39 protein-coding genes are annotated in these 26,395 nt (G+C 40.5%); all 39 read left to right on the plus strand.

What is annotated here, in order from left to right:
* Positions 1–30: 30 nt before the first annotated feature.
* The 39 genes from rpoC to V7S50_RS31970 all read left to right on the plus strand — a co-directional run bounded on the left by rpoC (position 31) and on the right by V7S50_RS31970 (position 26,391).
* Positions 31–3,642: a DNA-directed RNA polymerase subunit beta' gene (rpoC, locus tag V7S50_RS31780; RefSeq protein ID WP_063222352.1), complete on the plus strand. Its 3,612-nt coding sequence runs from the start codon at positions 31–33 to the stop codon at positions 3,640–3,642.
* 113 nt (positions 3,643–3,755) lie between these two features.
* A complete protein-coding gene (locus V7S50_RS31785; RefSeq protein ID WP_000121828.1) occupies positions 3,756–4,004 on the plus strand; it encodes a 50S ribosomal protein L7ae-like protein in 249 nt (82 codons plus the stop codon).
* A gap of 114 nt (positions 4,005–4,118) precedes the next feature.
* Positions 4,119–4,541 (plus strand): 30S ribosomal protein S12, encoded by a 423-nt coding sequence (gene rpsL / locus V7S50_RS31790; protein ID WP_001142341.1) that lies wholly within the window; start codon positions 4,119–4,121, stop codon positions 4,539–4,541.
* 29 nt (positions 4,542–4,570) lie between these two features.
* Entirely contained in the window at positions 4,571–5,041 is a 471-nt protein-coding gene (rpsG, locus tag V7S50_RS31795) for a 30S ribosomal protein S7 (protein WP_063222353.1), read from the plus strand.
* 207 nt (positions 5,042–5,248) lie between these two features.
* Complete coding sequence (gene fusA, locus V7S50_RS31800; RefSeq protein WP_242256479.1) at positions 5,249–7,327, plus strand: elongation factor G; 2,079 nt, start codon at positions 5,249–5,251, stop codon at positions 7,325–7,327.
* A 117-nt stretch (positions 7,328–7,444) separates the two neighbouring features.
* Positions 7,445–8,632 carry an elongation factor Tu gene (gene tuf / locus V7S50_RS31805; protein ID WP_001029617.1) on the plus strand — a complete coding sequence of 396 codons (1,188 nt, stop codon included), beginning with the start codon at positions 7,445–7,447 and terminating at the stop codon, positions 8,630–8,632.
* 482 nt (positions 8,633–9,114) lie between these two features.
* Complete coding sequence (gene rpsJ / locus V7S50_RS31810; RefSeq protein ID WP_001040595.1) at positions 9,115–9,423, plus strand: 30S ribosomal protein S10; 309 nt, start codon at positions 9,115–9,117, stop codon at positions 9,421–9,423.
* 34 nt (positions 9,424–9,457) lie between these two features.
* On the plus strand, positions 9,458–10,090 hold the full coding sequence (gene rplC / locus V7S50_RS31815) for a 50S ribosomal protein L3 (RefSeq protein WP_000160209.1): 633 nt from the start codon (positions 9,458–9,460) through the stop codon (positions 10,088–10,090).
* A 25-nt stretch (positions 10,091–10,115) separates the two neighbouring features.
* Positions 10,116–10,739, plus strand: a complete 624-nt coding sequence (rplD, locus tag V7S50_RS31820; protein ID WP_001127258.1) for a 50S ribosomal protein L4 — start codon at positions 10,116–10,118, stop codon at positions 10,737–10,739.
* Positions 10,739–11,029 (plus strand): 50S ribosomal protein L23, encoded by a 291-nt coding sequence (gene rplW, locus V7S50_RS31825; RefSeq protein WP_001205558.1) that lies wholly within the window; start codon positions 10,739–10,741, stop codon positions 11,027–11,029. Before rplD ends, rplW begins: the two co-directional genes overlap by 1 nt.
* A 28-nt stretch (positions 11,030–11,057) precedes the next feature.
* Positions 11,058–11,888, plus strand: a complete 831-nt coding sequence (rplB, locus tag V7S50_RS31830; RefSeq protein WP_000511584.1) for a 50S ribosomal protein L2 — start codon at positions 11,058–11,060, stop codon at positions 11,886–11,888.
* A gap of 60 nt (positions 11,889–11,948) precedes the next feature.
* On the plus strand, positions 11,949–12,227 hold the full coding sequence (gene rpsS, locus V7S50_RS31835) for a 30S ribosomal protein S19 (protein WP_000124454.1): 279 nt from the start codon (positions 11,949–11,951) through the stop codon (positions 12,225–12,227).
* 17 nt (positions 12,228–12,244) lie between these two features.
* Positions 12,245–12,586, plus strand: a complete 342-nt coding sequence (gene rplV, locus V7S50_RS31840) for a 50S ribosomal protein L22 (RefSeq protein ID WP_001148024.1) — start codon at positions 12,245–12,247, stop codon at positions 12,584–12,586.
* 3 nt (positions 12,587–12,589) lie between these two features.
* Entirely contained in the window at positions 12,590–13,249 is a 660-nt protein-coding gene (rpsC, locus tag V7S50_RS31845; protein ID WP_000529958.1) for a 30S ribosomal protein S3, read from the plus strand.
* A 1-nt stretch (position 13,250) separates the two neighbouring features.
* Positions 13,251–13,685, plus strand: coding sequence for a 50S ribosomal protein L16 (gene rplP, locus V7S50_RS31850; protein ID WP_000928969.1), 435 nt, complete (start codon positions 13,251–13,253; stop codon positions 13,683–13,685).
* Positions 13,675–13,875 (plus strand): 50S ribosomal protein L29, encoded by a 201-nt coding sequence (gene rpmC / locus V7S50_RS31855; protein WP_000855718.1) that lies wholly within the window; start codon positions 13,675–13,677, stop codon positions 13,873–13,875. The genes rplP and rpmC overlap by 11 nt, the downstream gene beginning before the upstream one ends.
* Positions 13,876–13,895: 20 nt before the next feature.
* The gene (gene rpsQ, locus V7S50_RS31860) at positions 13,896–14,159 is read left to right on the plus strand and encodes a 30S ribosomal protein S17 (protein ID WP_000004106.1); all 264 of its coding nucleotides are present in this window, start codon (positions 13,896–13,898) and stop codon (positions 14,157–14,159) included.
* A gap of 43 nt (positions 14,160–14,202) precedes the next feature.
* The gene (gene rplN / locus V7S50_RS31865) at positions 14,203–14,571 is read left to right on the plus strand and encodes a 50S ribosomal protein L14 (protein ID WP_000615912.1); all 369 of its coding nucleotides are present in this window, start codon (positions 14,203–14,205) and stop codon (positions 14,569–14,571) included.
* A gap of 38 nt (positions 14,572–14,609) precedes the next feature.
* Positions 14,610–14,921, plus strand: a complete 312-nt coding sequence (gene rplX / locus V7S50_RS31870) for a 50S ribosomal protein L24 (protein WP_000558200.1) — start codon at positions 14,610–14,612, stop codon at positions 14,919–14,921.
* Between the two features lie 26 nt (positions 14,922–14,947).
* Positions 14,948–15,487, plus strand: a complete 540-nt coding sequence (gene rplE, locus V7S50_RS31875; protein ID WP_001080830.1) for a 50S ribosomal protein L5 — start codon at positions 14,948–14,950, stop codon at positions 15,485–15,487.
* A gap of 33 nt (positions 15,488–15,520) precedes the next feature.
* A complete protein-coding gene (gene rpsN, locus V7S50_RS31880) occupies positions 15,521–15,706 on the plus strand; it encodes a 30S ribosomal protein S14 (RefSeq protein ID WP_001085700.1) in 186 nt (61 codons plus the stop codon).
* A 29-nt stretch (positions 15,707–15,735) separates the two neighbouring features.
* Complete coding sequence (gene rpsH / locus V7S50_RS31885; RefSeq protein ID WP_000245511.1) at positions 15,736–16,134, plus strand: 30S ribosomal protein S8; 399 nt, start codon at positions 15,736–15,738, stop codon at positions 16,132–16,134.
* Between the two features lie 32 nt (positions 16,135–16,166).
* The gene (gene rplF / locus V7S50_RS31890) at positions 16,167–16,706 is read left to right on the plus strand and encodes a 50S ribosomal protein L6 (protein ID WP_063222355.1); all 540 of its coding nucleotides are present in this window, start codon (positions 16,167–16,169) and stop codon (positions 16,704–16,706) included.
* Positions 16,707–16,737: 31 nt separating this feature from the next.
* Positions 16,738–17,100, plus strand: coding sequence for a 50S ribosomal protein L18 (rplR, locus tag V7S50_RS31895; RefSeq protein WP_000628818.1), 363 nt, complete (start codon positions 16,738–16,740; stop codon positions 17,098–17,100).
* Positions 17,101–17,121: 21 nt separating this feature from the next.
* A complete protein-coding gene (gene rpsE / locus V7S50_RS31900; protein WP_000554646.1) occupies positions 17,122–17,622 on the plus strand; it encodes a 30S ribosomal protein S5 in 501 nt (166 codons plus the stop codon).
* Between the two features lie 13 nt (positions 17,623–17,635).
* Positions 17,636–17,818, plus strand: a complete 183-nt coding sequence (gene rpmD, locus V7S50_RS31905) for a 50S ribosomal protein L30 (protein ID WP_001085231.1) — start codon at positions 17,636–17,638, stop codon at positions 17,816–17,818.
* Between the two features lie 33 nt (positions 17,819–17,851).
* On the plus strand, positions 17,852–18,292 hold the full coding sequence (gene rplO / locus V7S50_RS31910) for a 50S ribosomal protein L15 (protein ID WP_000766083.1): 441 nt from the start codon (positions 17,852–17,854) through the stop codon (positions 18,290–18,292).
* Entirely contained in the window at positions 18,292–19,593 is a 1,302-nt protein-coding gene (gene secY, locus V7S50_RS31915) for a preprotein translocase subunit SecY (protein WP_060629212.1), read from the plus strand. The genes rplO and secY overlap by 1 nt, the downstream gene beginning before the upstream one ends.
* A 56-nt stretch (positions 19,594–19,649) precedes the next feature.
* Complete coding sequence (locus V7S50_RS31920) at positions 19,650–20,300, plus strand: adenylate kinase (protein WP_060629213.1); 651 nt, start codon at positions 19,650–19,652, stop codon at positions 20,298–20,300.
* The gene (gene map / locus V7S50_RS31925) at positions 20,300–21,046 is read left to right on the plus strand and encodes a type I methionyl aminopeptidase (protein ID WP_000582539.1); all 747 of its coding nucleotides are present in this window, start codon (positions 20,300–20,302) and stop codon (positions 21,044–21,046) included. Before V7S50_RS31920 ends, map begins: the two co-directional genes overlap by 1 nt.
* A 68-nt stretch (positions 21,047–21,114) precedes the next feature.
* On the plus strand, positions 21,115–21,333 hold the full coding sequence (gene infA, locus V7S50_RS31930; RefSeq protein WP_001029884.1) for a translation initiation factor IF-1: 219 nt from the start codon (positions 21,115–21,117) through the stop codon (positions 21,331–21,333).
* A gap of 35 nt (positions 21,334–21,368) precedes the next feature.
* Positions 21,369–21,482, plus strand: a complete 114-nt coding sequence (gene rpmJ, locus V7S50_RS31935) for a 50S ribosomal protein L36 (protein WP_000868344.1) — start codon at positions 21,369–21,371, stop codon at positions 21,480–21,482.
* A gap of 21 nt (positions 21,483–21,503) precedes the next feature.
* Complete coding sequence (gene rpsM / locus V7S50_RS31940) at positions 21,504–21,869, plus strand: 30S ribosomal protein S13 (protein ID WP_000090790.1); 366 nt, start codon at positions 21,504–21,506, stop codon at positions 21,867–21,869.
* A 24-nt stretch (positions 21,870–21,893) separates the two neighbouring features.
* Positions 21,894–22,283, plus strand: coding sequence for a 30S ribosomal protein S11 (gene rpsK / locus V7S50_RS31945; RefSeq protein ID WP_000101797.1), 390 nt, complete (start codon positions 21,894–21,896; stop codon positions 22,281–22,283).
* A gap of 180 nt (positions 22,284–22,463) precedes the next feature.
* Positions 22,464–23,408 (plus strand): DNA-directed RNA polymerase subunit alpha, encoded by a 945-nt coding sequence (locus V7S50_RS31950; RefSeq protein WP_000569643.1) that lies wholly within the window; start codon positions 22,464–22,466, stop codon positions 23,406–23,408.
* Between the two features lie 35 nt (positions 23,409–23,443).
* Positions 23,444–23,806 carry a 50S ribosomal protein L17 gene (rplQ, locus tag V7S50_RS31955; RefSeq protein ID WP_000331490.1) on the plus strand — a complete coding sequence of 121 codons (363 nt, stop codon included), beginning with the start codon at positions 23,444–23,446 and terminating at the stop codon, positions 23,804–23,806.
* A gap of 103 nt (positions 23,807–23,909) precedes the next feature.
* On the plus strand, positions 23,910–24,752 hold the full coding sequence (locus V7S50_RS31960; RefSeq protein WP_142332871.1) for an energy-coupling factor ABC transporter ATP-binding protein: 843 nt from the start codon (positions 23,910–23,912) through the stop codon (positions 24,750–24,752).
* Positions 24,728–25,609, plus strand: coding sequence for an energy-coupling factor ABC transporter ATP-binding protein (locus V7S50_RS31965; protein ID WP_242256477.1), 882 nt, complete (start codon positions 24,728–24,730; stop codon positions 25,607–25,609). Before V7S50_RS31960 ends, V7S50_RS31965 begins: the two co-directional genes overlap by 25 nt.
* A complete protein-coding gene (locus tag V7S50_RS31970) occupies positions 25,597–26,391 on the plus strand; it encodes an energy-coupling factor transporter transmembrane component T family protein (RefSeq protein WP_242256475.1) in 795 nt (264 codons plus the stop codon). Before V7S50_RS31965 ends, V7S50_RS31970 begins: the two co-directional genes overlap by 13 nt.
* The last annotated feature ends 4 nt before the right edge of the window (positions 26,392–26,395 follow it).

Below are 26,395 nucleotides of genomic sequence, written 5' to 3' on the forward strand. Positions count from 1 at the left end.
AACCTGTAGACTAAAAGGGAGGTAGGCCCCTTGATAGATGTAAATAACTTTGAATATATGAAGATTGGACTTGCTTCACCTGACAAGATTCGTTCTTGGTCATACGGTGAAGTTAAGAAACCAGAAACAATTAACTATCGTACGTTAAAGCCTGAAAAAGATGGCTTGTTCTGTGAGCGTATTTTCGGACCACAAAAGGACTGGGAATGTCATTGCGGAAAATACAAACGTGTACGTTATAAAGGTGTAGTTTGTGATCGATGTGGCGTTGAAGTAACGCGTGCAAAAGTTCGTCGTGAACGTATGGGTCATATCGAATTAGCTGCTCCTGTATCTCATATTTGGTATTTCAAAGGTATCCCGAGCCGCATGGGACTTGTCTTAGACATGTCCCCTCGCGCGCTTGAAGAAGTAATTTATTTCGCTTCTTATGTTGTAACAGAAAGTGGAGATACACCACTTGATAAGAAGCAATTACTTTCTGAAAAAGAATACCGTGCATATCGTGATCGATATGGTAGCACATTCCAAGCTGCTATGGGTGCAGAAGCGATTAAAAAGCTACTACAAGACATCGATTTAGATAAAGAAGTAGACTTCTTAAAAGAAGAATTAAAAACAGCACAAGGACAACGCCGTACTCGTGCTATTAAACGTCTAGAAGTATTAGAAGCATTCCGTAACTCTGGAAATCACCCATCTTGGATGATCCTAGATGTTCTTCCAGTTATCCCACCAGAACTACGCCCAATGGTACAGTTGGATGGTGGACGTTTTGCTACTTCTGACTTAAACGACTTATACCGTCGTGTAATTAACCGTAATAATCGTTTAAAACGTCTATTGGACTTAGGTGCACCAAGCATCATCGTTCAAAACGAAAAACGTATGTTACAAGAAGCTGTAGACGCATTAATCGATAATGGTCGCCGTGGCCGTCCAGTTACTGGACCAGGTAACCGTCCATTAAAATCACTATCTCACATGCTTAAAGGTAAACAAGGACGTTTCCGTCAAAACTTATTAGGTAAACGTGTTGACTACTCTGGTCGTTCTGTAATCGTTGTAGGACCGAACTTAAAGATGTATCAATGTGGATTACCGAAAGAGATGGCGCTTGAACTGTTCAAACCTTTCGTAATGAAAGAGTTAGTTGAAAAAGGATTAGCACACAACATTAAGAGTGCGAAACGTAAAATCGAGCGTGTACAACCTGAAGTTTGGGACGTTTTAGAATCTGTGATCAAAGAGCATCCAGTACTTCTAAACCGCGCACCAACACTTCACCGTCTTGGTATCCAGGCGTTTGAACCTACATTAGTAGAAGGTCGCGCAATTCGTCTTCACCCACTTGTATGTACTGCATACAACGCGGACTTTGACGGTGACCAAATGGCGGTTCACGTTCCGTTATCATCAGAGGCACAAGCAGAAGCTCGTATTCTTATGTTAGCGGCACAAAACATCTTGAATCCAAAAGACGGAAAACCAGTTGTTACTCCATCTCAGGATATGGTATTAGGTAACTACTACTTAACACTTGAGCGTGAAGGCGCAATCGGTGAAGGTATGGTCTTCAAGGATGCAAACGAAGCGATACTTGCATACCAAAATGGGTATGTACATCTGCACACACGTGTTGCAGTTGCTGCAAGTTCAGTAAATAACGTAACATTTACTGAAGAGCAAAAAGGTAAGCTTCTATTAACAACAGTTGGTAAATTAATATTTAACGAAATCTTACCAGAGTCGTTCCCTTATATTAACGAACCGACAAACTCAAACCTTGAAAAAGAAACACCAGCGGAATATTTCGTTGAAAAAGGTGCGAACATTAAAGAAATTATTGCTAGTCGCGAAGAAGTGGCGCCATTCAGCAAGAAAATCCTTGGTAATATCATTGCGGAAGTGTTTAAACGTTTCAAAATTACAGAAACGTCTCGCATGCTTGACCGTATGAAAAACTTAGGATTCAAGTACTCTACAAAAGCTGGTATTACAGTTGGGGTATCTGACATTCTTGTATTAGGCGAAAAAGATGAAATTCTCCACGAAGCACAAGCAAAAGTAGATAATGTAATTAAACAATTCCGTCGCGGTTTAATCACGGAAGAAGAACGTTACGATCGCGTTATCTCTATTTGGAGTAATGCAAAAGATGTTATTCAAGGAAAACTGATGAAATCCTTGAATAAACGCAACCCAATCTTCATGATGAGTGATTCCGGTGCCCGTGGTAACGCATCGAACTTTACTCAGCTTGCTGGTATGCGTGGTCTGATGGCCAATCCATCTGGTCGTATCATCGAACTTCCAATCAAATCAAGTTTCCGTGAAGGTTTAACAGTACTTGAGTACTTCATCTCTACGCATGGTGCGCGTAAAGGTCTTGCCGATACAGCACTAAAAACTGCCGATTCTGGTTACTTAACACGTCGTCTTGTTGACGTTGCACAAGATGTAATCGTTCGTGAAGATGATTGTGGAACAGATCGTGGTTTATTAATTGGTGCGATTAAAGAGGGTAATGAAGTTATTGAGTCATTATATGATCGTCTTGTTGGACGTTTTGCAAGAAAAACTGTAAAACATCCTGAAACAGGTGAAGTATTAGTTGCTGAAAATCAATTAATTACTGAAGATATTGCTCATATCGTTGAAAATTCGGGTGTTGAAACTGTAAACATTCGTTCAGCGTTCACGTGTAACACTCGCCACGGTGTATGTAAGAAGTGTTACGGTCGTAACTTAGCAACTGGAACAGACGTAGAAGTAGGGGAAGCGGTAGGTATTATCGCAGCTCAATCTATCGGTGAGCCAGGTACACAGTTAACGATGCGTACGTTCCATACAGGTGGGGTTGCCGGAGATGATATCACACAAGGTTTACCTCGTATCCAGGAGATCTTCGAAGCTCGTAATCCGAAAGGTCAGGCAGTTATCAGTGAAATCGACGGTGTTATCGCAGCGATCAACGATGTTAAAGATCGCCAAGAAGTAGTAGTACAGGGTGAAGTTGAAGCTCGTACGTATGCTATTCCTTACGGTGCTCGTCTGAAAGTAACTCCAGGACAGCAAATTAGCCACGGTAAAGAGTTAACAGAAGGTTCTATTGATCCGAAAGAATTACTAAAAGTAACGGACATTACGGCAGTTCAAGAATACTTATTACGTGAAGTTCAAAAAGTATACCGTATGCAAGGGGTAGAAATTGGTGACAAACACGTAGAAGTAATGGTACGTCAAATGTTACGTAAAGTTCGTGTAAGTGATGCAGGTGAAACAGATGTATTACCAGGAACATTACTAGATATCCATCAGTTTACTGATGCGAATGCGAAGGTGTTACTGCAAGGTAAACAGCCAGCGACAGCTAGACCTGTTCTACTTGGTATTACAAAAGCTTCACTTGAAACAGATTCATTCTTATCTGCAGCATCGTTCCAAGAAACAACTCGTGTCTTAACTGATGCAGCAATTAAAGGTAAGCGCGATGAGCTTCTAGGATTGAAAGAAAATGTTATTATCGGTAAACTTGTTCCTGCTGGAACAGGTATGAATCGTTATCGCAAAGTGGATCTTGTTAAAACAACACAAGATGACATGAATGTAGAAAACGATGAAGTTTATGTGGAACAGTAAAATTTTCCGTCGTAAATTTTGTATAAAAACAGTTAATCCTAGTTGACATTGTATGAGTCAAAATGTTACTATAATCAAGGTTGCTCCTGAACGATGCTTTGGAGGATATTTATATGTCTTATCAAAAAGTGTCAAATGCTGAAAATGTAGTCGTTGGTCATAAACGCACATTGGAAGCAATCAAAAATGGTATAGTTAAAGAAGTTGTCATTGCGGAAGATGCTGATATGCGGTTAACCCATATGATCATTCGTACTGCCTTGCAACATAACATACCCATAACTAAAGTTGAATCAGTTCGTAAGCTTGGAAAAGTTTCGGGGATTCAAGTGGGAGCTTCAGCAATAGGAATAATAAGTTAAAACTGTTTTTGTGAGGAGAGAGCATTTGCTCTCCCTTGCAAAAACTTTGTTTTCAACTAATAATGAACCACCTGGATATGTGGTCATACAAACATGCGAAGGGAGGATAATCAAATGCCTACTATTAACCAATTAGTGAGAAATGGTCGTACTGATAAAGTATGGAAATCTAAATCACCTGCGTTAAACAAAGGGTTCAACTCTTTAAAGAAAAAATCAACTGATATCTCTGCACCTCAAAAACGTGGTGTATGTACTCGTGTTGGTACAATGACTCCAAAGAAACCTAACTCAGCGTTACGTAAATACGCTCGTGTACGTTTAACAAACGGTATCGAGGTTACAGCTTACATCCCAGGTATCGGTCATAACCTACAAGAGCATAGCGTAGTATTAATTCGCGGTGGTCGTGTAAAGGATTTACCGGGAGTACGTTACCACATCGTTCGTGGTGCGCTTGACACAGCTGGTGTTGACAAACGTATGCAAGGACGTTCTAAATATGGTACTAAGCGACCAAAACCTGCTAAAAAATAATAACTTTAAAATGAAAGGAGGAACTCAATATGCCTCGTAAAGGACCTGTTGCGAAACGTGACGTGTTACCAGATCCAATGTACAATTCTAAGCTAGTAACACGCCTTATCAACAAAATGATGGTTGACGGTAAAAAAGGTAAATCTCAAACAATTCTTTATAACGCTTTCGATATCGTTCGTGAACGTTCAGATAAAGACCCTATGGAAGTATTCGAGCAAGCTCTTAAGAACATCATGCCTGTTCTTGAAGTACGTGCTCGTCGTGTTGGTGGTGCTAACTACCAAGTTCCAGTTGAGGTTCGTCCAGAACGCCGTACAACTTTAGGTCTTCGCTGGTTAGTAAACTATGCTCGTCTTCGTGGTGAAAAAACTATGGAAGAGCGTCTAGCTTACGAAATCTTAGATGCAGCTAACAACGCTGGTGCATCTGTTAAGAAACGTGAAGATACTCATAAAATGGCAGAAGCTAACAAAGCATTTGCTCATTACCGTTGGTAGGATTCAACGTAAAATAAATGTAAGCATAAACCGCTTTATTTGTCGCTTATGGAAGTGTGGAGAGGGAGAATGCCTCTCCCTTTCGTTGGGCGCTCGTTTTACATAATGAGGGTACTGGACATACTGACATGTGTAACAATATAAAGTGGCTTTTTTGCTACTTAAAATAAAAAATCCAATCCATATATGGAAGGAGCAAGACACCAAATGGCAAGAGAGTTCTCTTTAGAAAACACTCGTAATATTGGTATCATGGCTCACATCGATGCTGGTAAAACAACAGCAACTGAGCGTATTCTGTATTACACAGGACGTATTCATAAAATCGGTGAAACTCACGAAGGTGCATCTCAGATGGACTGGATGGAGCAAGAGCAAGAGCGTGGTATCACAATTACTTCTGCTGCAACTACAGCACAATGGAAAGGTCATCGCGTAAACATCATTGACACTCCAGGACACGTAGATTTCACAGTAGAAGTAGAACGTTCTTTACGCGTACTTGATGGCGCAGTAGCAGTACTTGATGCACAATCTGGTGTAGAACCACAAACAGAAACTGTTTGGCGTCAGGCTACTACTTACGGCGTACCTCGTATCGTATTCGTTAACAAAATGGATAAAATCGGCGCAGATTTCTTATACTCTGTAGGAACAATCCACGATCGTTTACAAGCAAACGCACACCCAATTCAGTTACCAATCGGTGCTGAAGATGAGTTCAATGGTATCATTGACCTTGTTGAAGAATGTGCTTACATGTACGGTAACGATTTAGGAACAGACATTCAACGTGTTGAAATTCCTGAAGAGCACAAAGAATTAGCTGCAGAATACCGTGGAAAACTTATTGAAGCGGTAGCTGAGCTTGATGAAGAAATGATGATGAAGTACCTAGAAGGTGAAGAAATCACTGTAGAAGAGCTTAAAGCTGGTATCCGTAAGGCTACAACTTCTGTAGAATTCTTCCCAGTAATCTGTGGTTCTGCATTCAAAAACAAAGGTGTTCAAATTCTGTTAGACGCAGTTATCGACTACCTACCATCTCCATTAGACGTACCTGCTATTAAAGGTACTCTTCCGGATACAGATGAAGAAGTAGAACGTAAGTCTAGCGATGAAGAACCATTCGCAGCTCTAGCATTCAAAATCATGACTGACCCTTATGTTGGTAAGTTAACGTTCTTCCGTGTGTACTCTGGTGTGTTAAACTCTGGATCATACGTGAAAAACTCAACTAAAGGTAAGCGTGAGCGTGTAGGTCGTATCCTACAAATGCACGCTAACAGCCGTGAAGAGATCTCAACAGTTTACGCTGGTGATATCGCTGCTGCTGTAGGTTTAAAAGATACTACTACTGGTGATACTCTTTGTGACGAGAAGAGCCTTGTTATCCTTGAGTCTATGGAATTCCCAGAGCCAGTTATCTCTGTAGCTATCGAACCAAAATCTAAAGCTGACCAAGATAAAATGGGTACAGCATTATCTAAGCTTTCTGAAGAAGATCCAACATTCCGTGCTCACACTGACCAAGAAACTGGCCAAACTATCATCGCTGGTATGGGTGAACTTCACCTTGATATCATCGTTGATCGTATGCGCCGTGAATTCAAAGTCGAAGCAAACGTTGGTGCTCCTCAGGTAGCATACCGTGAAACTTTCCGCGCTGCTGCGAAAGTTGAAGGTAAGTTTGCTCGTCAATCTGGTGGACGTGGACAATTCGGTCACGTTTGGATTGAGTTTGCACCTAACGAAGAAGGTAAAGGATTTGAATTCGAAAACAAAATCGTCGGCGGTGTAGTTCCACGTGAATACATCCCAGCTGTTGGAGCGGGTCTTGAAGACTCACTTAAAAATGGTGTACTAGCTGGTTACCCACTAGTTGACATTAAAGCAGCATTAGTTGACGGTTCTTACCATGATGTCGATTCATCTGAGATGGCGTTCAAAATCGCTGCATCTATGGCACTTAAAGCTGCGGTTTCTAAATGTAACCCAGTAATTCTTGAGCCAATGATGAAAGTTGAAGTTGTAATTCCTGAAGAGTACATGGGAGACATCATGGGTGACGTAACATCTCGTCGTGGACGTGTAGAAGGTATGGAAGCTCGCGGTAACGCACAAGTTGTTCGCGCTATGGTTCCACTTTCTGAAATGTTCGGTTATGCGACGGCATTACGTTCTAACACTCAAGGACGCGGAACATTCTCAATGACATTTGATCATTATGAAGAAGTACCGAAGTCTGTTTCTGAAGAAATTATTAAAAAAAATAAAGGTGAATAATTGATTTTTATCGATTGTTCAAGTATAACTACTTATGTAAGCTTAGAAAGTGAGACGCAAGTTTCGCTTTCTAGTCTAAATATAAAATAACCTATATAAACTAAGGAGGAATTTAGAATGGCTAAAGCTAAATTCGAACGTTCTAAACCCCATGTTAACATCGGTACAATCGGCCACGTTGACCATGGTAAAACTACATTAACTGCTGCGATCACTACAGTTCTTGCAAAAGCTGGTGGTGCTGAAGCACGCGGATACGATCAAATCGACGCTGCTCCAGAAGAAAGAGAGCGCGGAATCACAATCTCAACTGCACACGTTGAGTACGAAACTGAAACTCGTCACTATGCACACGTTGACTGCCCAGGTCACGCTGACTATGTTAAAAACATGATCACTGGTGCTGCTCAAATGGACGGCGGTATCTTAGTAGTATCTGCTGCTGATGGCCCAATGCCTCAAACACGTGAGCACATCCTTCTTTCTCGTCAAGTAGGTGTTCCTTACATCGTTGTATTCTTAAACAAATGCGACATGGTAGACGACGAAGAATTATTAGAATTAGTTGAAATGGAAGTTCGTGACCTATTATCTGAATACGGATTCCCAGGCGACGACATTCCTGTAATCAAAGGTTCTGCTCTTAAAGCTCTTCAAGGAGAAGCTGATTGGGAAGCAAAAATCATTGAATTAATGACTGAAGTTGATGCTTACATCCCAACTCCAGAACGTGAAACTGACAAACCATTCTTAATGCCTATCGAGGATGTATTCTCTATCACAGGTCGTGGTACAGTTGCAACTGGTCGTGTAGAGCGCGGAATCGTTAAAGTTGGTGACGTAGTAGAAATCATCGGTCTTGCTGAAGAGAATGCTTCTACAACTGTAACTGGTGTAGAAATGTTCCGTAAACTTCTTGACCAAGCTCAAGCTGGAGACAACATTGGTGCTCTTCTTCGTGGGGTTGCTCGTGAAGACATCCAACGTGGACAAGTTCTTGCTAAAACTGGCTCTGTAAAAGCACACGCTAAATTCAAAGCTGAAGTTTTCGTATTATCTAAAGAAGAAGGTGGACGTCACACTCCATTCTTCGCTAACTACCGTCCTCAGTTCTACTTCCGTACAACTGACGTAACTGGTATCATCCAATTACCAGAAGGTACTGAAATGGTAATGCCTGGTGACAACATCGAAATGACTATCGAACTTATCGCTCCAATCGCTATCGAAGAGGGAACTAAATTCTCTATTCGTGAAGGTGGACGTACAGTAGGTTACGGCGTAGTTGCTACTATCGTTGAGTAATCTTAACTGATATAAAAAACCCCAAGGGATTTTCCCTTGGGGTTTTTGTTTGCCGTTATCGAGTATTAACGAGCACGCTGAATGGTTCAATTAATAATCATTGGGGGATGAACAAAAACCCAATGATCAAAGTTTCGCTTTATATAATGAATGAATTATATTTTTATGTTTTGACGAGTTTCTTCTATTGTATATAAAAAAGTAATAAAACAAACCCAGAAACTGTAAAATGAATTCTGGTAGATGAAAACTTGAAATTCTTTAAAGTGCCATGTATAATAGCAAAAGTAGAGAAAAGCAGATGCAAACAAAAAGATGCTTGCATCTAGACGAATAACATTGTATAATAGACAATGTTGGTCTTTGACTGCGATGAAGTGGAAGGTTGCTGACACACCCGGCCGCTTTGCCATGGCATGGTGTGGGGAAATTTCCATGGAGAAGGTCTATTTTAGAAATAGGCGAACGAAGGAGGGAAAATAATGGCAAAAGAAAAAATTCGTATCCGTTTAAAAGCTTATGATCACCGTATTCTTGATCAATCAGCTGAGAAAATTGTAGAAACAGCTAAGCGTTCTGGGGCAACAGTTTCTGGTCCGATCCCATTACCAACTGAGAAGACTATTTACACAATTCTTCGTGCTGTTCATAAGTACAAAGATTCTCGTGAGCAATTCGAAATGCGCACACACAAACGTTTAATCGATATCGTGAGTCCTACTCCACAAACAGTAGATTCATTAATGCGTTTAGACTTACCGTCTGGTGTAGATATCGAAATCAAACTATAAATTATATAACTTAAAAATGTAGGAGGTGTAACTCATGACCAAAGGAATCTTAGGAAGAAAGATCGGTATGACTCAAGTATTTGCTGAGAACGGTGAGTTAATCCCAGTAACAGTTATCGCTGCTAATCCAAACGTTGTTCTTCAAAAGAAAACAACTGAAACTGATGGCTACAATGCAATCCAGTTAGGATTTGAAGATAAACGTGAAAAGTTAACTAACAAACCTGAACAAGGCCACACTGCTAAAGCATCTACAACTCCTAAGCGCTTCATTCGCGAAATCCGCGATGCAGACGTGGACGGATTAGAGGTTGGTCAAGAGGTAAAAGTTGAAGTTTTCGCTGCAGGTGAAATCGTTGACGTAACAGGAATTTCTAAAGGTAAAGGTTTCCAAGGTGTTATCAAACGCCACGGACAATCTCGCGGACCTATGTCTCATGGTTCTCGCTATCACCGTCGTCCAGGTTCAATGGGCCCAGTTGCTCCGAACCGTGTATTCAAAGGCAAAAAACTTGCTGGACGTATGGGTGGAGACCAAGTTACTATCCAAAACTTAGAAATCGTTCAAGTTGACACTGAGCGCAACTTATTACTAGTAAAAGGTAACGTTCCAGGTGCTAAGAAATCTCTTGTAGTTGTTCAAGGCGCTGTGAAGGTTAGCAAATAATTCACAATAGGAAGGAGGAATTCCAATGCCAAAAGTTACTGTATATAACCAAACTGGTTCACAGGTTGGTGAAATCGAATTAGCTGAAGCTATTTTCGGTATCGAACCAAATGAAGCTGTACTTTTTGAAGCTGTAATGATGCAACGTGCATCTTTACGTCAAGGTACACACAAAGTAAAAACTCGCTCTGAAGTTCGCGGTGGTGGTCGTAAACCATGGCGTCAAAAAGGAACTGGACGTGCTCGTCAAGGGTCTATCCGCTCTCCTCAATGGCGTGGTGGTGGTACGGTATTCGGACCTACACCAAGAAGCTATGCGTACAAACTTCCTAAGAAAGTTCGTCGTTTAGCAATCAAATCTGCATTAGCTACTAAAGTAGTTGAGAACAACATTGTAGTTCTTGAAGACCTAGTGTTAAATGCACCAAAAACAAAAGATATGCTAGCAGTACTTAAAGGATTAACTGTTGAGAAGAAAGCTCTTATCGTAACTGCTGATGCAAACGAATCTGTAGAGTTATCTGCTCGCAATATCCCTGGAGTAACAGTAATCACTGCTGATGGCGTAAACGTTTTAGACGTGCTTCATCATGATAAGCTAATCATGACAAAAGCGGCAGTGGAAAAAGTAGAGGAGGTGCTTGCATAATGAGAGATCCTCGTGATATCATTAAGCGCCCAGTTATCACTGAACGTTCTATGGAAATGATGGCTGAAAAAAAATACACGTTCGATGTGGACGTTAAATCTAATAAAACAGAAGTTAAAGATGCTCTTGAAGCGATCTTTGGTGTTAAAGTAGAAAAAGTGAACATCATGAACTACAAGCCGAAAGCAAAACGCGTTGGTCGTCACGCTGGTTTTACTAGCCGTCGTCGTAAAGCAATCGTTAAGCTAACTGCTGACAGCAAAGAAATCGAAATCTTCCAAGGCGTTTAATTCTTACTAAAGAAGGAGGGAAATTGAGATGGGAATTAAAAAGTATAATCCAACTACTAACGGTCGTCGTAATATGACTACGAATGATTTCGCTGAAATCACGACTGACAGACCCGAAAAGTCATTACTTGCTCCTTTAAGCAAGAAGGCGGGTCGTAATAACCAAGGTAAAATTACTGTACGTCATCAAGGTGGCGGACATAAGCGTCAATACCGTATCATCGACTTTAAGCGTAACAAAGATGGAATTCCAGGACGCGTTGCTACGATCGAATACGATCCAAACCGCTCTGCGAACATCGCATTAATTAACTACGTTGACGGTGAAAAACGTTACATTCTTGCTCCTAAAACTTTAGAAGTAGGTATGGAAGTTATGTCTGGCCCTGAAGCTGACATTAAAATCGGTAACGCATTACCATTAATCAACATTCCAGTAGGTACTGTTGTTCATAACATCGAGCTTAAGCCTGGTCGTGGCGGACAATTAGTTCGTTCTGCTGGTACATCTGCTCAAGTACTTGGTAAAGAAGGAAAATACGTACTTGTACGTTTAACTTCTGGTGAAGTACGTCTTGTATTATCTGCTTGTCGCGCTTCAATCGGTCAAGTTGGTAACGAACAACACGAACTTATCAAAATCGGTAAAGCAGGTCGCTCACGCTGGTTAGGTAAGCGCCCAACAGTTCGTGGTTCTGTAATGAACCCGGTTGATCACCCACACGGTGGTGGTGAAGGACGCTCTCCAATCGGACGTAAGTCTCCAATGTCTCCATGGGGTAAACCAACTCTTGGATTCAAGACTCGTAAGAAAAACAAAGCGTCTGATAAATTTATCGTTCGTCGTCGTAAAAAATAATGGGATTGTAGTACGGTTCGTTTCAAGAACCGTACGCCAATCACGAAGGGAGGCACCAAAATGGCTCGTAGCTTAAAAAAAGGACCATTTGTCGATGATCACTTAATGAGCAAAATGGAAAAATTAGTTGCATCTGAGCAAAAACAAGTTGTTAAAACTTGGTCTCGCCGTTCAACTATCTTCCCTCAGTTCATCGGACACACAATCGCTGTATATGATGGTCGTAAACACGTACCTGTGTACATCACTGAGGATATGGTTGGCCATAAGTTAGGTGAATTCGCACCAACTCGTACGTATAAAGGTCACCTTGCTGACGATAAGAAAACTAGAAGATAATGAGAGGAGGCACTTCAATGCAAGCTAAAGCAGTAGCGAGAACAGTTCGTATTGCTCCTCGTAAAGTTCGTTTAGTAGTAGACTTAATCCGAGGTAAGCAAGTGGGTGAAGCGATTGCTATCCTTAACCACACACCAAAAACTGCTTCTCCAGTTGTAGAAAAAGTTTTAAAATCTGCAATCGCAAATGCAGAGCACAATTATGAGATGGATATTAACAACTTAGTTGTTGAAAAAGTATTCGTTGACGAAGGTCCAACGTTGAAACGTTTCCGTCCACGTGCAATGGGTCGTGCAAGCCAAATTAACAAACGCACAAGCCACATCACAGTTGTGGTATCAGAAAAGAAGGAGGGATAATCGATGGGTCAGAAGGTTAATCCAATTGGTCTTCGTGTCGGTGTTATCCGTGACTGGGAATCTCGTTGGTTCGCTGAGAAAGATTACGCTACATTATTACATGAAGACATCAAAATCCGTGAGTACATTACTGTACGCTTAAAAGATTCTGCTGTTGCTAAAGTAGAAATCGAACGTGCAGCAAATCGTGTAAATGTTACAATTCACACTGCAAAACCTGGTATGGTAATTGGTAAAGGTGGTACTGAAGTTGAAGCACTTCGTAAAGCTCTTAACCAATTAACAGGCAAGCGTGTACACATCAATATTTTAGAAGTTAAGAGAGCTGATCTTAACGCTAAATTAGTAGGCGAAAACATCGCTCGTCAATTAGAAAACCGTGTATCATTCCGTCGTGCACAAAAGCAAGTTATTCAACGTGCTATGCGTGCAGGTGCTAAAGGTATTAAAACACAGGTTTCTGGTCGTCTTGGCGGAGCTGATATCGCTCGTGCAGAATCTTACAGTGAAGGAACTGTTCCACTTCATACACTTCGCGCTGATATTGACTATGCAGCAGTTGAAGCTGATACAACATACGGTAAATTAGGCGTAAAAGTATGGATCTACCGTGGAGAAGTCCTTCCTACAAAAAAGAAAGCTTCTGAGGAAGGAGGAAAATAATATGTTAATGCCAAAACGCGTAAAATATCGTAGAGAGCATCGTGGTAAAATGCGTGGTCGTGCAAAAGGTGGAACTGAAATTGCTTTCGGTGAATTCGGTCTACAAGCACAAGCTGCTTCATGGATTACAAACCGTCAAATCGAAGCTGCTCGTCGTGCAATGACTCGTTACATGAAACGTGGCGGTAAAGTATGGATTAAAATTTTCCCTTCTAAACCTTACACTGCAAAACCTCTAGAAGTACGTATGGGTTCCGGTAAAGGGGCACCAGAAGGCTGGGTAGCAGTAGTAAAACCTGGGAAAATTATGTTTGAAATCGCGGGTGTATCTGAAGAGGTAGCACGCGAAGCATTACGTCTTGCAGCTCACAAGTTACCTGTGAAATGTAAATTCGTAAAACGTGAAGAAAATGGTGGTGAATCTAATGAAAACTAATGATATTCGTGAATTAACCACTGCCGAAATCGAAACAAAAGTTAAAGCTTTAAAGGAAGAATTGTTCAATCTTCGCTTCCAACTTGCTACAGGACAATTAGAGAATCCAACTCGCATCCGTGAAGTGCGTAAAGCGATTGCTCGTATGAAAACTGTAGTTCGTGAAAGAGAGATCGGAATTAATCGATAAATTGAGGGGAGGTTTGCATAGTGAGCGAACGTAACCAACGCAAAGTTTATACTGGTCGTGTTGTGTCTGATAAAATGGACAAAACGATTACAGTTTTAGTTGAAACTTACAAAACTCATTCCTTGTACGGAAAACGTGTTAAGTATTCTAAAAAGTACAAAGCCCATGATGAGCAAAACCAAGCGAAACTTGGCGATATCGTTAAAATCATGGAAACTCGCCCGCTTTCTGCTACTAAGCGTTTCCGTTTAGTTGAAATCGTTGAAGAAGCGGTTATTATCTAAATAGACGAATCGGAATTTTTAGTCCGAAGGGAGGTTTCATAACATGATCCAACAAGAATCTCGTTTGAAAGTTGCTGACAACTCTGGTGCACGTGAACTTTTAACAATTAAAGTATTAGGCGGCTCTGGTCGTAAATATGCTAACATTGGTGACATTATCGTTGCTACGGTAAAACAAGCAACACCAGGTGGCGTTGTTAAAAAAGGTGACGTTGTTAAAGCAGTAGTAGTACGTACGAAGAGCGGAGCTCGTCGTCCGGACGGTTCTTATATCAAATTTGATGAAAACGCAGCGGTTATCATCAAAGACGATAAGAGCCCACGTGGTACTCGTATCTTCGGACCAGTAGCTCGTGAATTACGTGATAGCAACTTCATGAAGATCGTTTCTTTAGCTCCAGAAGTTCTATAATTTAAGGTATTGCCTTGCTAAGGAGGTGCAGAATTAAGATGCATGTAAAAAAAGGTGATAAAGTACAGGTAATCACTGGAAAAGACAAAGGAAAACAAGGCGTTATCCTTGTGGCTTTCCCAAAGCAAAACCGTGTTATCGTTGAGGGTGTTAACATCGTTAAAAAACACTCTAAGCCATCTCAATTAAATCCACAAGGTGGAATTATTACTAAAGAAGCACCTATTCACGTTTCTAACGTTATGATTTTAGATCCGAAAACAGGTGAACCTACTCGCGTAGGCTTCAAAGTAGAAGATGGTAAAAAAGTTCGTATTGCAAAAAAATCTGGTGAATTATTAGATAAATAATTTTCTTAAGAAAGGAGGTCACTTCATTGAATCGCCTTAAAGAGAAGTTCCAAAAGGAAATTACTCCTGCTCTAGTGAGCAAGTTTAACTATAAATCTGTGATGGAAGTACCGAAAATCGAAAAGATCGTAATCAACACTGGTGTTGGTGACGCGGTATCTAACTCAAAAGCTTTAGACAATGCAGTAGAAGAATTAACACAAATCGCAGGTCAAAAGCCTGTTGTAACTCGTGCTAAAAAATCAATCGCTGGTTTCCGTCTTCGTGAAGGTATGCCAATCGGTGCAAAAGTAACTTTACGCGGACAACAAATGTATGAGTTCTTCGACAAATTAGTATCAGTTTCTTTACCACGTGTACGTGATTTCCGTGGTGTTTCTAAGAAATCATTTGATGGTCGTGGGAACTACACATTAGGTGTTAAAGAGCAACTTATCTTCCCTGAGATTGATTATGATAAAGTAAGCAAAGTCCGCGGTATGGACATCGTAATCGTTACTACAGCGAAAACTGATGAAGAAGCTCGTGAACTTTTAACACAATTCGGTATGCCATTCCAAAAATAATGGAAGCCAACGCTAAGTAGAGGAGGCGAAAACGTGGCTAAAAAATCTATGATAGCGAAACAAAAGCGTACTCCTAAGTTTAAAGTACAAGAGTATACACGTTGCGAACGCTGCGGTCGTCCGCATTCTGTATACCGCAAATTTAAGCTTTGCCGTATTTGTTTCCGTGAACTTGCATATAAAGGTCAAATTCCTGGTGTTAAAAAAGCTAGTTGGTAAAACCCACAAATGGGAAGGAGGTAAAACACATGGTGATGACAGATCCAATTGCAGACATGCTTACTCGCATCCGTAATGCGAACATGGTACGTCATGAGAAATTAGAGGTTCCTGCTTCTAAAATCAAAAAAGAGATCGCTGAACTTTTAAAACGTGAAGGTTTCATTCGTGATGTAGAATACATCGAGGATAACAAACAAGGTATCCTTCGTATTTTCCTGAAATATGGTGCAAACAATGAACGTGTAATCACTGGATTAAAACGTATCAGTAAACCTGGCTTACGCGTTTACGCTAAAGCTGATGAAGTACCACGTGTACTTAACGGATTAGGTATCGCTCTTGTTTCTACATCTAAGGGAGTAATGACAGATAAAGACGCTCGTCAATTACAAACTGGTGGAGAAGTAGTAGCATACGTTTGGTAATATATATTTAAAACGAACGGAGGTGTGACCACATGTCTCGTATTGGTAAAAAGATTCTTGAAATCCCTGCAGGTGTTACTATTACAATTGCAGAAGACAATACTGTAACAGTAAAAGGCCCTAAAGGTGAATTAACTCGTAAATTCAATGCTGATATGTCTATCAAAATTGAAGAAAATACACTAACAGTTGAGCGTCCATCTGAACAGAAGGAACACCGTGCATTACACGGTACAACTCGTGCTTTAATCGGAAACATGGTTGAAGGTGTAACTACAGGTTTCGCACGCGGACTTGAATTAGTCGGTGTTGGTTACCGTGCTCAAAAACAAGGAGATAAACTTGTATTAAGCGTAGGTTATTCTCATCCAGTAGAAATGACTCCGGAAGCAGGTCTTGAAGTTGAAGTACCTGCACCAACTAAAATCGTAATCAAAGGTATCGACAAGCAACGTGTTGGCGAATTTGCTGCTAACATCCGTGCTGTACGTGCTCCTGAGCCATATAAAGGTAAAGGTATTCGTTACGAAGGCGAAGTTGTTCGTCGTAAAGAAGGTAAAACTGCTAAGTAAACCCGTTAGGTGAGAGAAAGGAGTGACAAGAATGATCACTAAAGCTGATAAAAATGCGACTCGTAAGAAAAGACATGCACGTGTACGTGCTAAACTTACTGGTACTGCAGAACGTCCACGTTTAAACGTGTTCCGTTCTAATCAACATATTTACGCTCAAGTTATTGATGATGTGAATGGTGTAACGTTAGTAAGTGCATCTACTCTTGATAAAGACCTTGCTCTTAACGGTACTAGCAATACTGAAGCTGCTACGAAAGTAGGAGAATCAGTTGCTAAGCGTGCTGTAGAGAAAGGCGTTAAAGAAGTAGTATTTGATCGCGGTGGTTACTTATACCATGGCCGTGTTAAAGCTCTAGCTGAAGCTGCTCGTGAGGCTGGATTACAATTTTAATGGTCAAAGGAGGGAAAATTGATGCATCGCATTGACCCAAGTAAATTAGAACTTGAAGAACGTGTAGTTACGATAAATCGTGTCGCGAAAGTTGTTAAGGGTGGTCGTCGTTTCCGCTTTGCTGCACTAGTTGTAGTTGGCGATAAAAACGGTCATGTTGGATTCGGTACTGGTAAAGCACAAGAGGTACCAGACGCAATTCGCAAAGCTATCGAAGACGCTAAGAAAAACTTAATCGCTGTACCATTAGTTGGTACAACAATTCCACACACAATCAACGGTCATTTTGGAGCTGGTGAAGTATTCTTAAAACCTGCTGCTGAAGGTACTGGTGTTATTGCAGGTGGACCTGTTCGTGCGGTACTTGAATTAGCTGGTGTACAAGATATTCTTTCGAAATCTCTTGGTTCTAACACACCAATCAACATGATTCGCGCTACTGTGAACGGATTAAGCGAACTTAAGCGCGCTGAAGATGTTGCAAAATTACGCGGTAAATCTGTAGAAGAGCTACTAGGTTAAGGAGGGAAAACAAATGGCGAAAAAGTTAGAAATTACCCTCACTCGTAGTGTAATTGGTCGTCCACAAGATCAACGTGCGACGGTAGAAGCTTTAGGTCTTAAAAAGTTGAATTCAACTGTAGTTAAGGAAGAAACTCCTGCTATTCTTGGTATGATCAACAAAGTTTCTCACCTTATAACTGTAAAAGAAGCTTAAGGATAACTCATTAATATAAGGAGGTGCCTGGGAATGAAACTTCATGAATTAAAACCTGCAGAAGGTTCTCGTAAAGTACGTAACCGTGTCGGTCGTGGTATCGGTTCTGGTAACGGTAAAACTGCTGGTAAAGGTCATAAAGGACAAAACGCACGTTCTGGTGGCGGTGTTCGTCTTGGCTTCGAAGGTGGTCAAACTCCATTATTCCGTCGTTTACCAAAACGCGGCTTCACAAACATTAACCGTAAAGAGTTTACTATTGTAAACTTATCAACGTTAAATCGTTTTGAAGATGGTACAGAAGTAACACCTGAATTATTGCTGGAAACTGGCGTTATCAGCAAGTTAAACGACGGTGTTAAAATTCTTGCAAGCGGAGCAGTAGAGAAAAAATTAACTGTTAAAGCGCACAAGTTCTCTTCAAGTGCTAAAGAAGCAATTGAAGCAGCTGGCGGATCAGTTGAGGTGATCTAATGTTTCGTACAATCTCCAACTTTATGCGCGTTGCTGAGATAAGACGTAAAATATTATTCACTTTAGCGATGTTAATCGTATTCAGGATTGGCACGTTTATCCCCGTGCCATTTACAAATGGAGACGTACTGAAAGCACAAGATCAATTAAATGCCTTAGGTATCCTAAATACATTTGGCGGTGGCGCCTTGAAAAACTTTTCCATCTTCGCGATGGGAATCATGCCGTATATTACAGCATCCATCATCGTGCAATTATTGCAGATGGATGTTGTTCCTAAATTTTCGGAATGGTCAAAGCAAGGTGAAATGGGCCGTCGTAAACTAACGCAATTCACGCGTTACTTTACAATTGTTCTTGCGTTTATTCAGGGGTTTGGTATGTCAATCGGTTTTAACGGTATGGTAGGTGGGCAATTAATTTTGAATCCTGGTTGGAGCACTTATTTATACATTGCTACGGTACTGACTGCTGGTACTGCATTTTTAATGTGGTTAGGTGAACAGATTACAGCTAAAGGTGTAGGTAATGGTATTTCCATCCTTATCTTTGGTGGTATTGCCGCAGCGATCCCAAGTGTTATATCTCAAGTGTATCAGCAACAGTTTCAAAATATCGGAGATCAATTGTTCATGAGTATCGTTAAAGTTGCATTGATCTTACTAGCTGTGCTAGCAGTTATTGTGGGTGTTATTTTCATTCAACAGGCTGTTAGAAAGATCCCAATTCAATATGCGAAGCGTGTAACAGGAGCGAATGGGAATCATGCTGGAGCACAAAACACTCATTTACCACTTAAGGTAAATAGTGCGGGTGTTATTCCAGTCATTTTTGCTGTTTCATTCTTAATTACACCACCAACTATTGCACAGTTCTTCCCGAAACATGATGTATCGCAGTGGATTATTGCAAACTTTAACTATTCTCACCCAGTGGGAATGATCATATATGTTGCGCTCATTGTAGCCTTCACATATTTCTATGCGTTTGTTCAGGTTAATCCAGAGCAGATGTCAGAGAATCTAAACAAGCAAGGTGGATATGTTCCAGGTATTCGTCCGGGTAAGAATACGGAACAATATCTAACAAAAATCTTGTATCGTTTGACCTTTGTAGGATCAATTTTCCTAGCAGCGATTGCAATCTTACCAGTTATCTTTACGAAACTGGGAAATCTTCCTCCATCTGCACAGATTGGTGGAACGAGTATGTTAATCGTTGTCGGCGTTGCTTTAGAAACAATGAAGCAGCTAGAAAGCCAACTGGTAAAACGCCATTACAAAGGGTTTATCAAGCAGTGAGTAAGTGGGAAGAAGCGTCTTCCCTACATGCTCATGTACTCTGAGGGGGAACAAGGATGAACTTAATTTTAATGGGGCTTCCTGGTGCTGGTAAAGGTACACAAGCCGAACAGATTGTTGCCAAGTATAACATCCCTCACATTTCAACAGGAGATATGTTCCGTGCAGCTATGAAGGCTGAAACTGAAATGGGTTTACAAGCTAAATCTTTTATTGATAAAGGTGCTCTTGTCCCAGATGAAGTTACAATCGGAATCGTTCGTGATCGTTTAAGCCAAGAAGACTGCGTAAGAGGATTCTTACTAGACGGTTTCCCACGAACTGTTGCACAAGCATCAGCTCTTGAAGAAATTATGAAAGATCTTGGCAAAAAAATCGACTATGTTTTAAACATTAATGTGGATTCAGGGTTGTTATTAAAACGTCTTACAGGCCGTCGCATTTGTAAAGAGTGCGGTGCGACTTACCACTTAGAATTCAATCCACCAGCGAAAGCTGATGTGTGCGATAAATGTGGTGGCGAATTATACCAACGCTCTGATGACAATGAAGAAACTGTAGCAAATCGTTTAGATGTAAATATTAAGCAAACAAAACCTTTGCTTGATTTCTACGAGGAGCTTGGTTACTTAGAAAGCATTAATGGTGAGCAAGATATCAATAAAGTATTTGCTGATATCGATGTTCTCATCGGAGGCTTAGCGTAATGATAATCTGCAAAACTCCTCGCGAGATAGAAATCATGCGAGAAGCTGGCAGGATCGTTGCTTTAACTCATCAAGAGTTAAAACAGCACATTACTCCAGGAATTACAACGAAAGAGCTCGATCAAATAGCGGAAAAGACGATTCAAAAATATGGTGCTACGCCATCTTTTAAAGGATACAACGGATTTCCGGGGAGCATATGTGCTTCTGTAAATGAAGAGCTTGTACACGGAATTCCAGGGAAGCGCAAGCTCAAAGAGGGCGATATCATCAGTATCGATATTGGTGCGAAATACAATGGGTACCATGGAGATTCTGCATGGACGTATCCAGTTGGAAACATTTCTGAATCTGTTCAAAAGCTACTTGATGTCACAGAAAAATCGTTGTATCTTGGTCTAGAACAAGTAAAACCAGGCGAAAGATTATCAAATATCTCACATGCGGTTCAAACCCATGCTGAAGAGAATGGATTCTCAATCGTTAGGGAGTATGTTGGTCACGGAATCGGGCAAGACTTACATGAGGACCCTCAAATCCCGCACTATGGTCCACCAAATAGAGGCCCTAGATTAAAGCCGGGAATGGTCATCTGTGTTGAGCCGATGGTGAATCAAGGAAGACGATATGTAAAAACACTATCTGATGACTGGACAGTGGTAACGGTAGATGGTAAATGGTGTGCCCATTTTGAGCACACGATTGCTCTTACAGAAGCAGGATACGAAATCCTTACCACTTTATAAGTAGCTGGCTCTCCGGGATTTCAGAGCAGTGTAAAATGTTACTGATTTGAAGAAGGGAGAACTATTGAATGGCTAAAGATGATGTAATTGAAGTCGAAGGTACCGTTCTTGAAACGTTGCCAAATGCTATGTTCAAAGTAGAATTAGAGAATGGGCATGTCGTATTGGCTCACGTTTCTGGTAAAATCCGTATGAACTTCATTCGTATTTTACCAGGAGACAAAGTTACGGTAGAATTATCTCCGTACGATTTAAATCGTGGTCGTATTACGTACCGTTTTAAATAATATAGCACTCCGTAATCTTTAAGGAGGTTCGAGACATGAAAGTAAGACCGTCAGTTAAACCAATCTGCGAAAAATGTAAAGTTATTCGTAGACGTGGAAAAGTAATGGTTATTTGTGAAAACCCTAAACATAAACAAAAACAAGGTTAATCAGAAGGAGGTGCATTCAGAATGGCACGTATCGCAGGTGTAGATATTCCTCGAGACAAACGCGTTGTTATTTCTTTAACTTACGTATTCGGCATTGGTCGCACAACTGCTGAAAAAATTCTTACTGAAGCTGGTATTTCTTCAGAAACACGAGTTCGTGATTTAACGGAAGACGAATTAGGACGTATCCGTGATATCATCGATCGTATTAAAGTTGAGGGAGACCTTCGTCGTGAAGTATCTCTTAACATTAAACGTCTAATGGAGATCGGTTCTTACCGTGGTCTTCGTCACCGTCGTGGCTTACCAGTTCGTGGTCAAAACTCTAAAAACAATGCTCGTACACGTAAAGGTCCACGTCGTACAGTAGCAAATAAAAAGAAATAATAAGTAAAGGAGGTTGAACTAACAATGGCACGTAAAACAAACACTCGTAAAAAACGTGTGAAAAAGAATATCGAAGCTGGTATAGCTCATATTCGTTCTACTTTCAACAACACAATCGTAACACTTACAGATACTCACGGTAACGCACTTTCTTGGTCTAGTGCTGGTGCACTTGGTTTCCGTGGATCTCGTAAATCTACTCCATTCGCTGCGCAAATGGCTGCTGAAGCTGCTGCTAAAGTTGCAATGGAGCACGGTTTAAAAACTTTAGAGGTTACTGTTAAAGGTCCTGGTGCTGGTCGTGAAGCTGCAATTCGTGCTCTTCAAGCTGCAGGTCTAGAAGTAACAGCAATTAGAGATGTTACTCCAGTTCCTCATAATGGATGTCGTCCGCCAAAACGTCGTCGTGTGTAATTTTTCTGTATAGAATTTTCCCTTTTGTCTATAATGGATATGATGCATTATCGAGAAATTTCGTACAGAAACATCGCTTGTTGTGCACAATCGGGAACTGCCTAAGGGGGACTTTCGGTTAAACAGAGGTTATACCTTTGTTTAACCGGGGTTTCGACGTTTTGAAGGAGGGTTTAGTTAATGATTGAAATCGAAAAGCCGAAAATCGAAACGGTTGAACTTAACGAAGATGCTAAATATGGTAAATTCGTAATTGAACCGCTTGAGCGTGGATATGGTACTACTTTGGGTAACTCCTTACGTCGTATTCTTTTATCCTCACTCCCTGGTGCCGCTGTTACTGCTATCCAAATCGATGGCGTATTACATGAATTTTCAACAGTTGAGGGCGTAGTAGAAGACGTTACGACGATCATCTTAAACTTGAAAAAGTTAGCTCTTAAAATCTACTCTGAAGAAGAGAAGACGTTGGAAATTGATGTGCAGGGCGAAGGTATTGTCACAGCTGCTGATATTACTCACGATAGTGATGTAGAAATCTTAAATCCAGATTTACACATTGCAACGTTAGCAAAAGATGCGCATTTCCGCGTGCGTTTAACTGCAAAGCGTGGCCGTGGGTATACGCCAGCTGATGCAAATAAAAGCGAAGATCAACCAATAGGAGTAATTCCTATTGATTCTATTTATACGCCGGTATCACGTGTGACTTATCAAGTGGAAAAGACACGTGTCGGACAAGTGGCTAATTATGATAAGCTTACGCTTGATGTATGGACGGATGGAAGCATCGGGCCAAAAGAAGCTATCTCTTTAGGTGCCAAAATCTTAACTGAGCATTTAAATATCTTTGTTGGTTTAACTGACGAAGCACAAAATGCTGAGATTATGGTCGAGAAGGAAGAAGATCAAAAAGAGAAAGTTCTTGAGATGACTATCGAAGAACTAGATCTTTCTGTTCGTTCTTATAATTGCCTAAAACGTGCAGGAATTAATACTGTACAAGAGCTTGCGAACAAAACAGAAGAAGATATGATGAAAGTTCGTAACTTAGGACGTAAATCCTTAGAAGAAGTTAAACATAAACTTGAGGAATTAGGTTTAGGTTTACGTAAAGACGACTGAGGATTTAAACCCATCAACAAAGGAGGGAACTACGAATGGCATACAGAAAATTAGGCCGTACAAGTGCGCAACGTAAAGCTATGTTACGTGACTTAGCTACTGATTTAATTATCAACGAGCGCATCCAAACGACAGAAACTCGTGCAAAAGAACTTCGTTCTGTAGTGGAAAAAATGATCACTTTAGGTAAACGCGGAGATCTTCATGCTCGTCGTCAAGCAGCAGCTTTCATTCGCAATGAAGTAGCTAACGCTGAGACTGGTCAAGATGCACTTCAAAAATTATTCGCTGATGTAGCTCCACGCTATGCTGAGCGCCAAGGCGGATACACTCGTATTGCAAAAATTGGTCCACGTCGCGGAGACGCAGCACCAATGGTAATTATCGAGTTAGTATAATGATAATTAAAAGGGCAGGACAGTTCTTTTCAAGAAACTGGTCATGGCCCTTTTTTTTAAATATAAAAATAGGTTAACTTGGCGAAGGAAAGGGTGCCTTGTATTGAAAAAAGAGAAACTTCGGACAGAAAATATATCATTTCAATATCCTGGGGCAGCCACTTATGCATTAAAAGATGTTTCATTTTCCTTATATGAGGGAGAATGGGTATCTGTTATTGGACAAAACGGTTCAGGGAAGTCTACACTTGCAAAATTATTGAATGGTTTGTTTTTGCCGGAAGCAGGGACAATTACAGTAAACGATACAATGGTTTTATCAGAGGAAACGGTATGGGATGTTCGAAAACAAATTGGAATGGTATTTCAAAATCCAGATAATCAATTTGTTGGAACAACAGTGCAAGATGATGTTGTATTTGGTTTAGAGAATATCGGAATGCCAAGAGAGCAGATGATAGAAAGATTAGAACAGGCCTTGCGACTTGTCCGTATGGAAGATTTTCTTAATGATGAGCCTCATTCGTTATCTGGTGGACAAAAGCAGCGAGTGGCAATAGCAGGTATTTTAGCACTTCAGCCATCTATTTTAATACTAGATGAAGCAACTTCAATGTTAGATCCCCAAGGGAGACGTGAAGTAGTAGAAACGGTTAGACAACTTGTTAATGAAAAAGGTATTACCGTGTTATCAATTACGCACGATTTAGAAGAAGCGGCACAGTCAGACCGTGTCATTATTTTAAATAAGGGAGAGATATTAGAGGAAGGGACTCCAGAACAAATTTTCAAGTCCTCTCATATGCTCCAAGAAATTGGATTAGATGTACCATTTTCAGTGAAAATAGCAGAATTATTAAAAAGAAATGAAATTCTCTTGCAAAATACGCATCTTACAATGGAAAGCTTGGTGAACGAACTTTGGAGATTACATTCCAAAAAGTAGAACATCGTTATCAATATAAAACTCCGTTTGAAAGACGCGCACTTTATGATGTGGACGTGTCGTTTCCAAGTGGGGGCTATTATGCCATTATCGGTCATACTGGTTCAGGTAAGTCGACGATGATTCAACATTTAAATGGTTTATTGCAGCCGACAAGTGGTACCGTTCAAATTGGGGAACATTTTATTTCGGCAGGAAAGAAAGAGAAAAAGCTAAAGCCACTACGTAAAAAAGTAGGGGTTGTCTTTCAATTCCCAGAACATCAGTTATTTGAAGAGACTGTGGAGAAAGACGTTTGTTTCGGCCCTACTAATTTTGGAGTATCTGTAGAAGAAGCGAAGCAAAAGGCAAGAGAGGCAATTGAACTTGTAGGATTAGAACCAGCACTGTTAACACGTTCGCCATTTGAGTTAAGCGGTGGGCAAATGAGGCGTGTTGCGATAGCAGGCGTACTGGCGATGGAACCTGAAGTGCTTGTCTTAGATGAACCTACAGCTGGACTAGATCCTAAAGGGCAGAATGAACTTATGGAGATGTTTTATAAGCTTCATAAGGAGAAAGGTCTTACAGTTATCCTTGTAACGCATAATATGGAGGATGCTGCTCAATATGCGCAGCAGATTGTAGTTATGCATAAAGGAACGGTCTTTTTGCAAGGAAGTGCAGAGGAAGTATTTTCACATGCTGATGAATTAGAGAAAATTGGCGTGGATCTTCCTATGTCTTTAAAGTATAAACGTGCGATTGAAGAGAAGTTTGGTATTTCAATTCCAAAGGCTACCTTATCTTTAGAGGATCTTACTCATGAAGTTGTGCAGGTATTACGAAAAGGTGGTCATGAATCATGCAGCAGTTGATTATTGGAAGGTATATTCCAGGGAATTCGCTTATTCATCAACTTGATCCACGTACGAAGCTGCTGATTGTCTTTTTATATGTATTTGTTGTTTTCTTAGCAAATAATGCGATTTCATATGGATTTTTATTTTTATATGCACTCATTGCTTTATTTTTTGCAAAAGTGCCGATTCGTTATGTACTTTCGGGCTTAAAACCAATTCTATGGATTTTTCTTTTTACATTTTTCCTGCATATTTTTACAAATAAAGAAGGGGAAGTACTATTCCAGCTTGGTTGGTTTTCGATACATGAAAAAGGATTAGAGCAAGGGATATACATTTCTATACGATTCTTCGTTATTATTTTAATAACAACATTATTAACGCTAACGACGACACCTATTGAGATTACAGATGGTCTGGAGACGTTATTAAAGCCGTTGAAGCGTATAAAAGTTCCTGTTCATGAAATCGCATTAATGATGTCAATTTCTCTTCGTTTTATCCCGACATTAATGGATGAAACGAGTAAAATAATGAAGGCACAAGCGTCACGTGGTATTGATTTCGCAGGGGGACCGATAAAAGATAGGATGAAAGCTATTATTTCACTACTTGTCCCTCTATTTATTAGTGCTTTTAAGCGTGCAGAGGACTTAGCAATTGCTATGGAAGCTCGTGGATATCAAAGTGGCGAAGGACGTACTAAATTTAGGCAACTACGCTGGAAAATAAGCGATACAGTAACGATTATAAGCTTACTTTGTTTAGCTTGTATTTTGGCATGGGTGCGATCGTAATGGA

The organism is Bacillus sp. CCNWLW194 (assembly GCF_037120585.1).
Classification (GTDB): Bacteria; Bacillota; Bacilli; order Bacillales; family Bacillaceae_G; genus Bacillus_A; species Bacillus_A basilensis.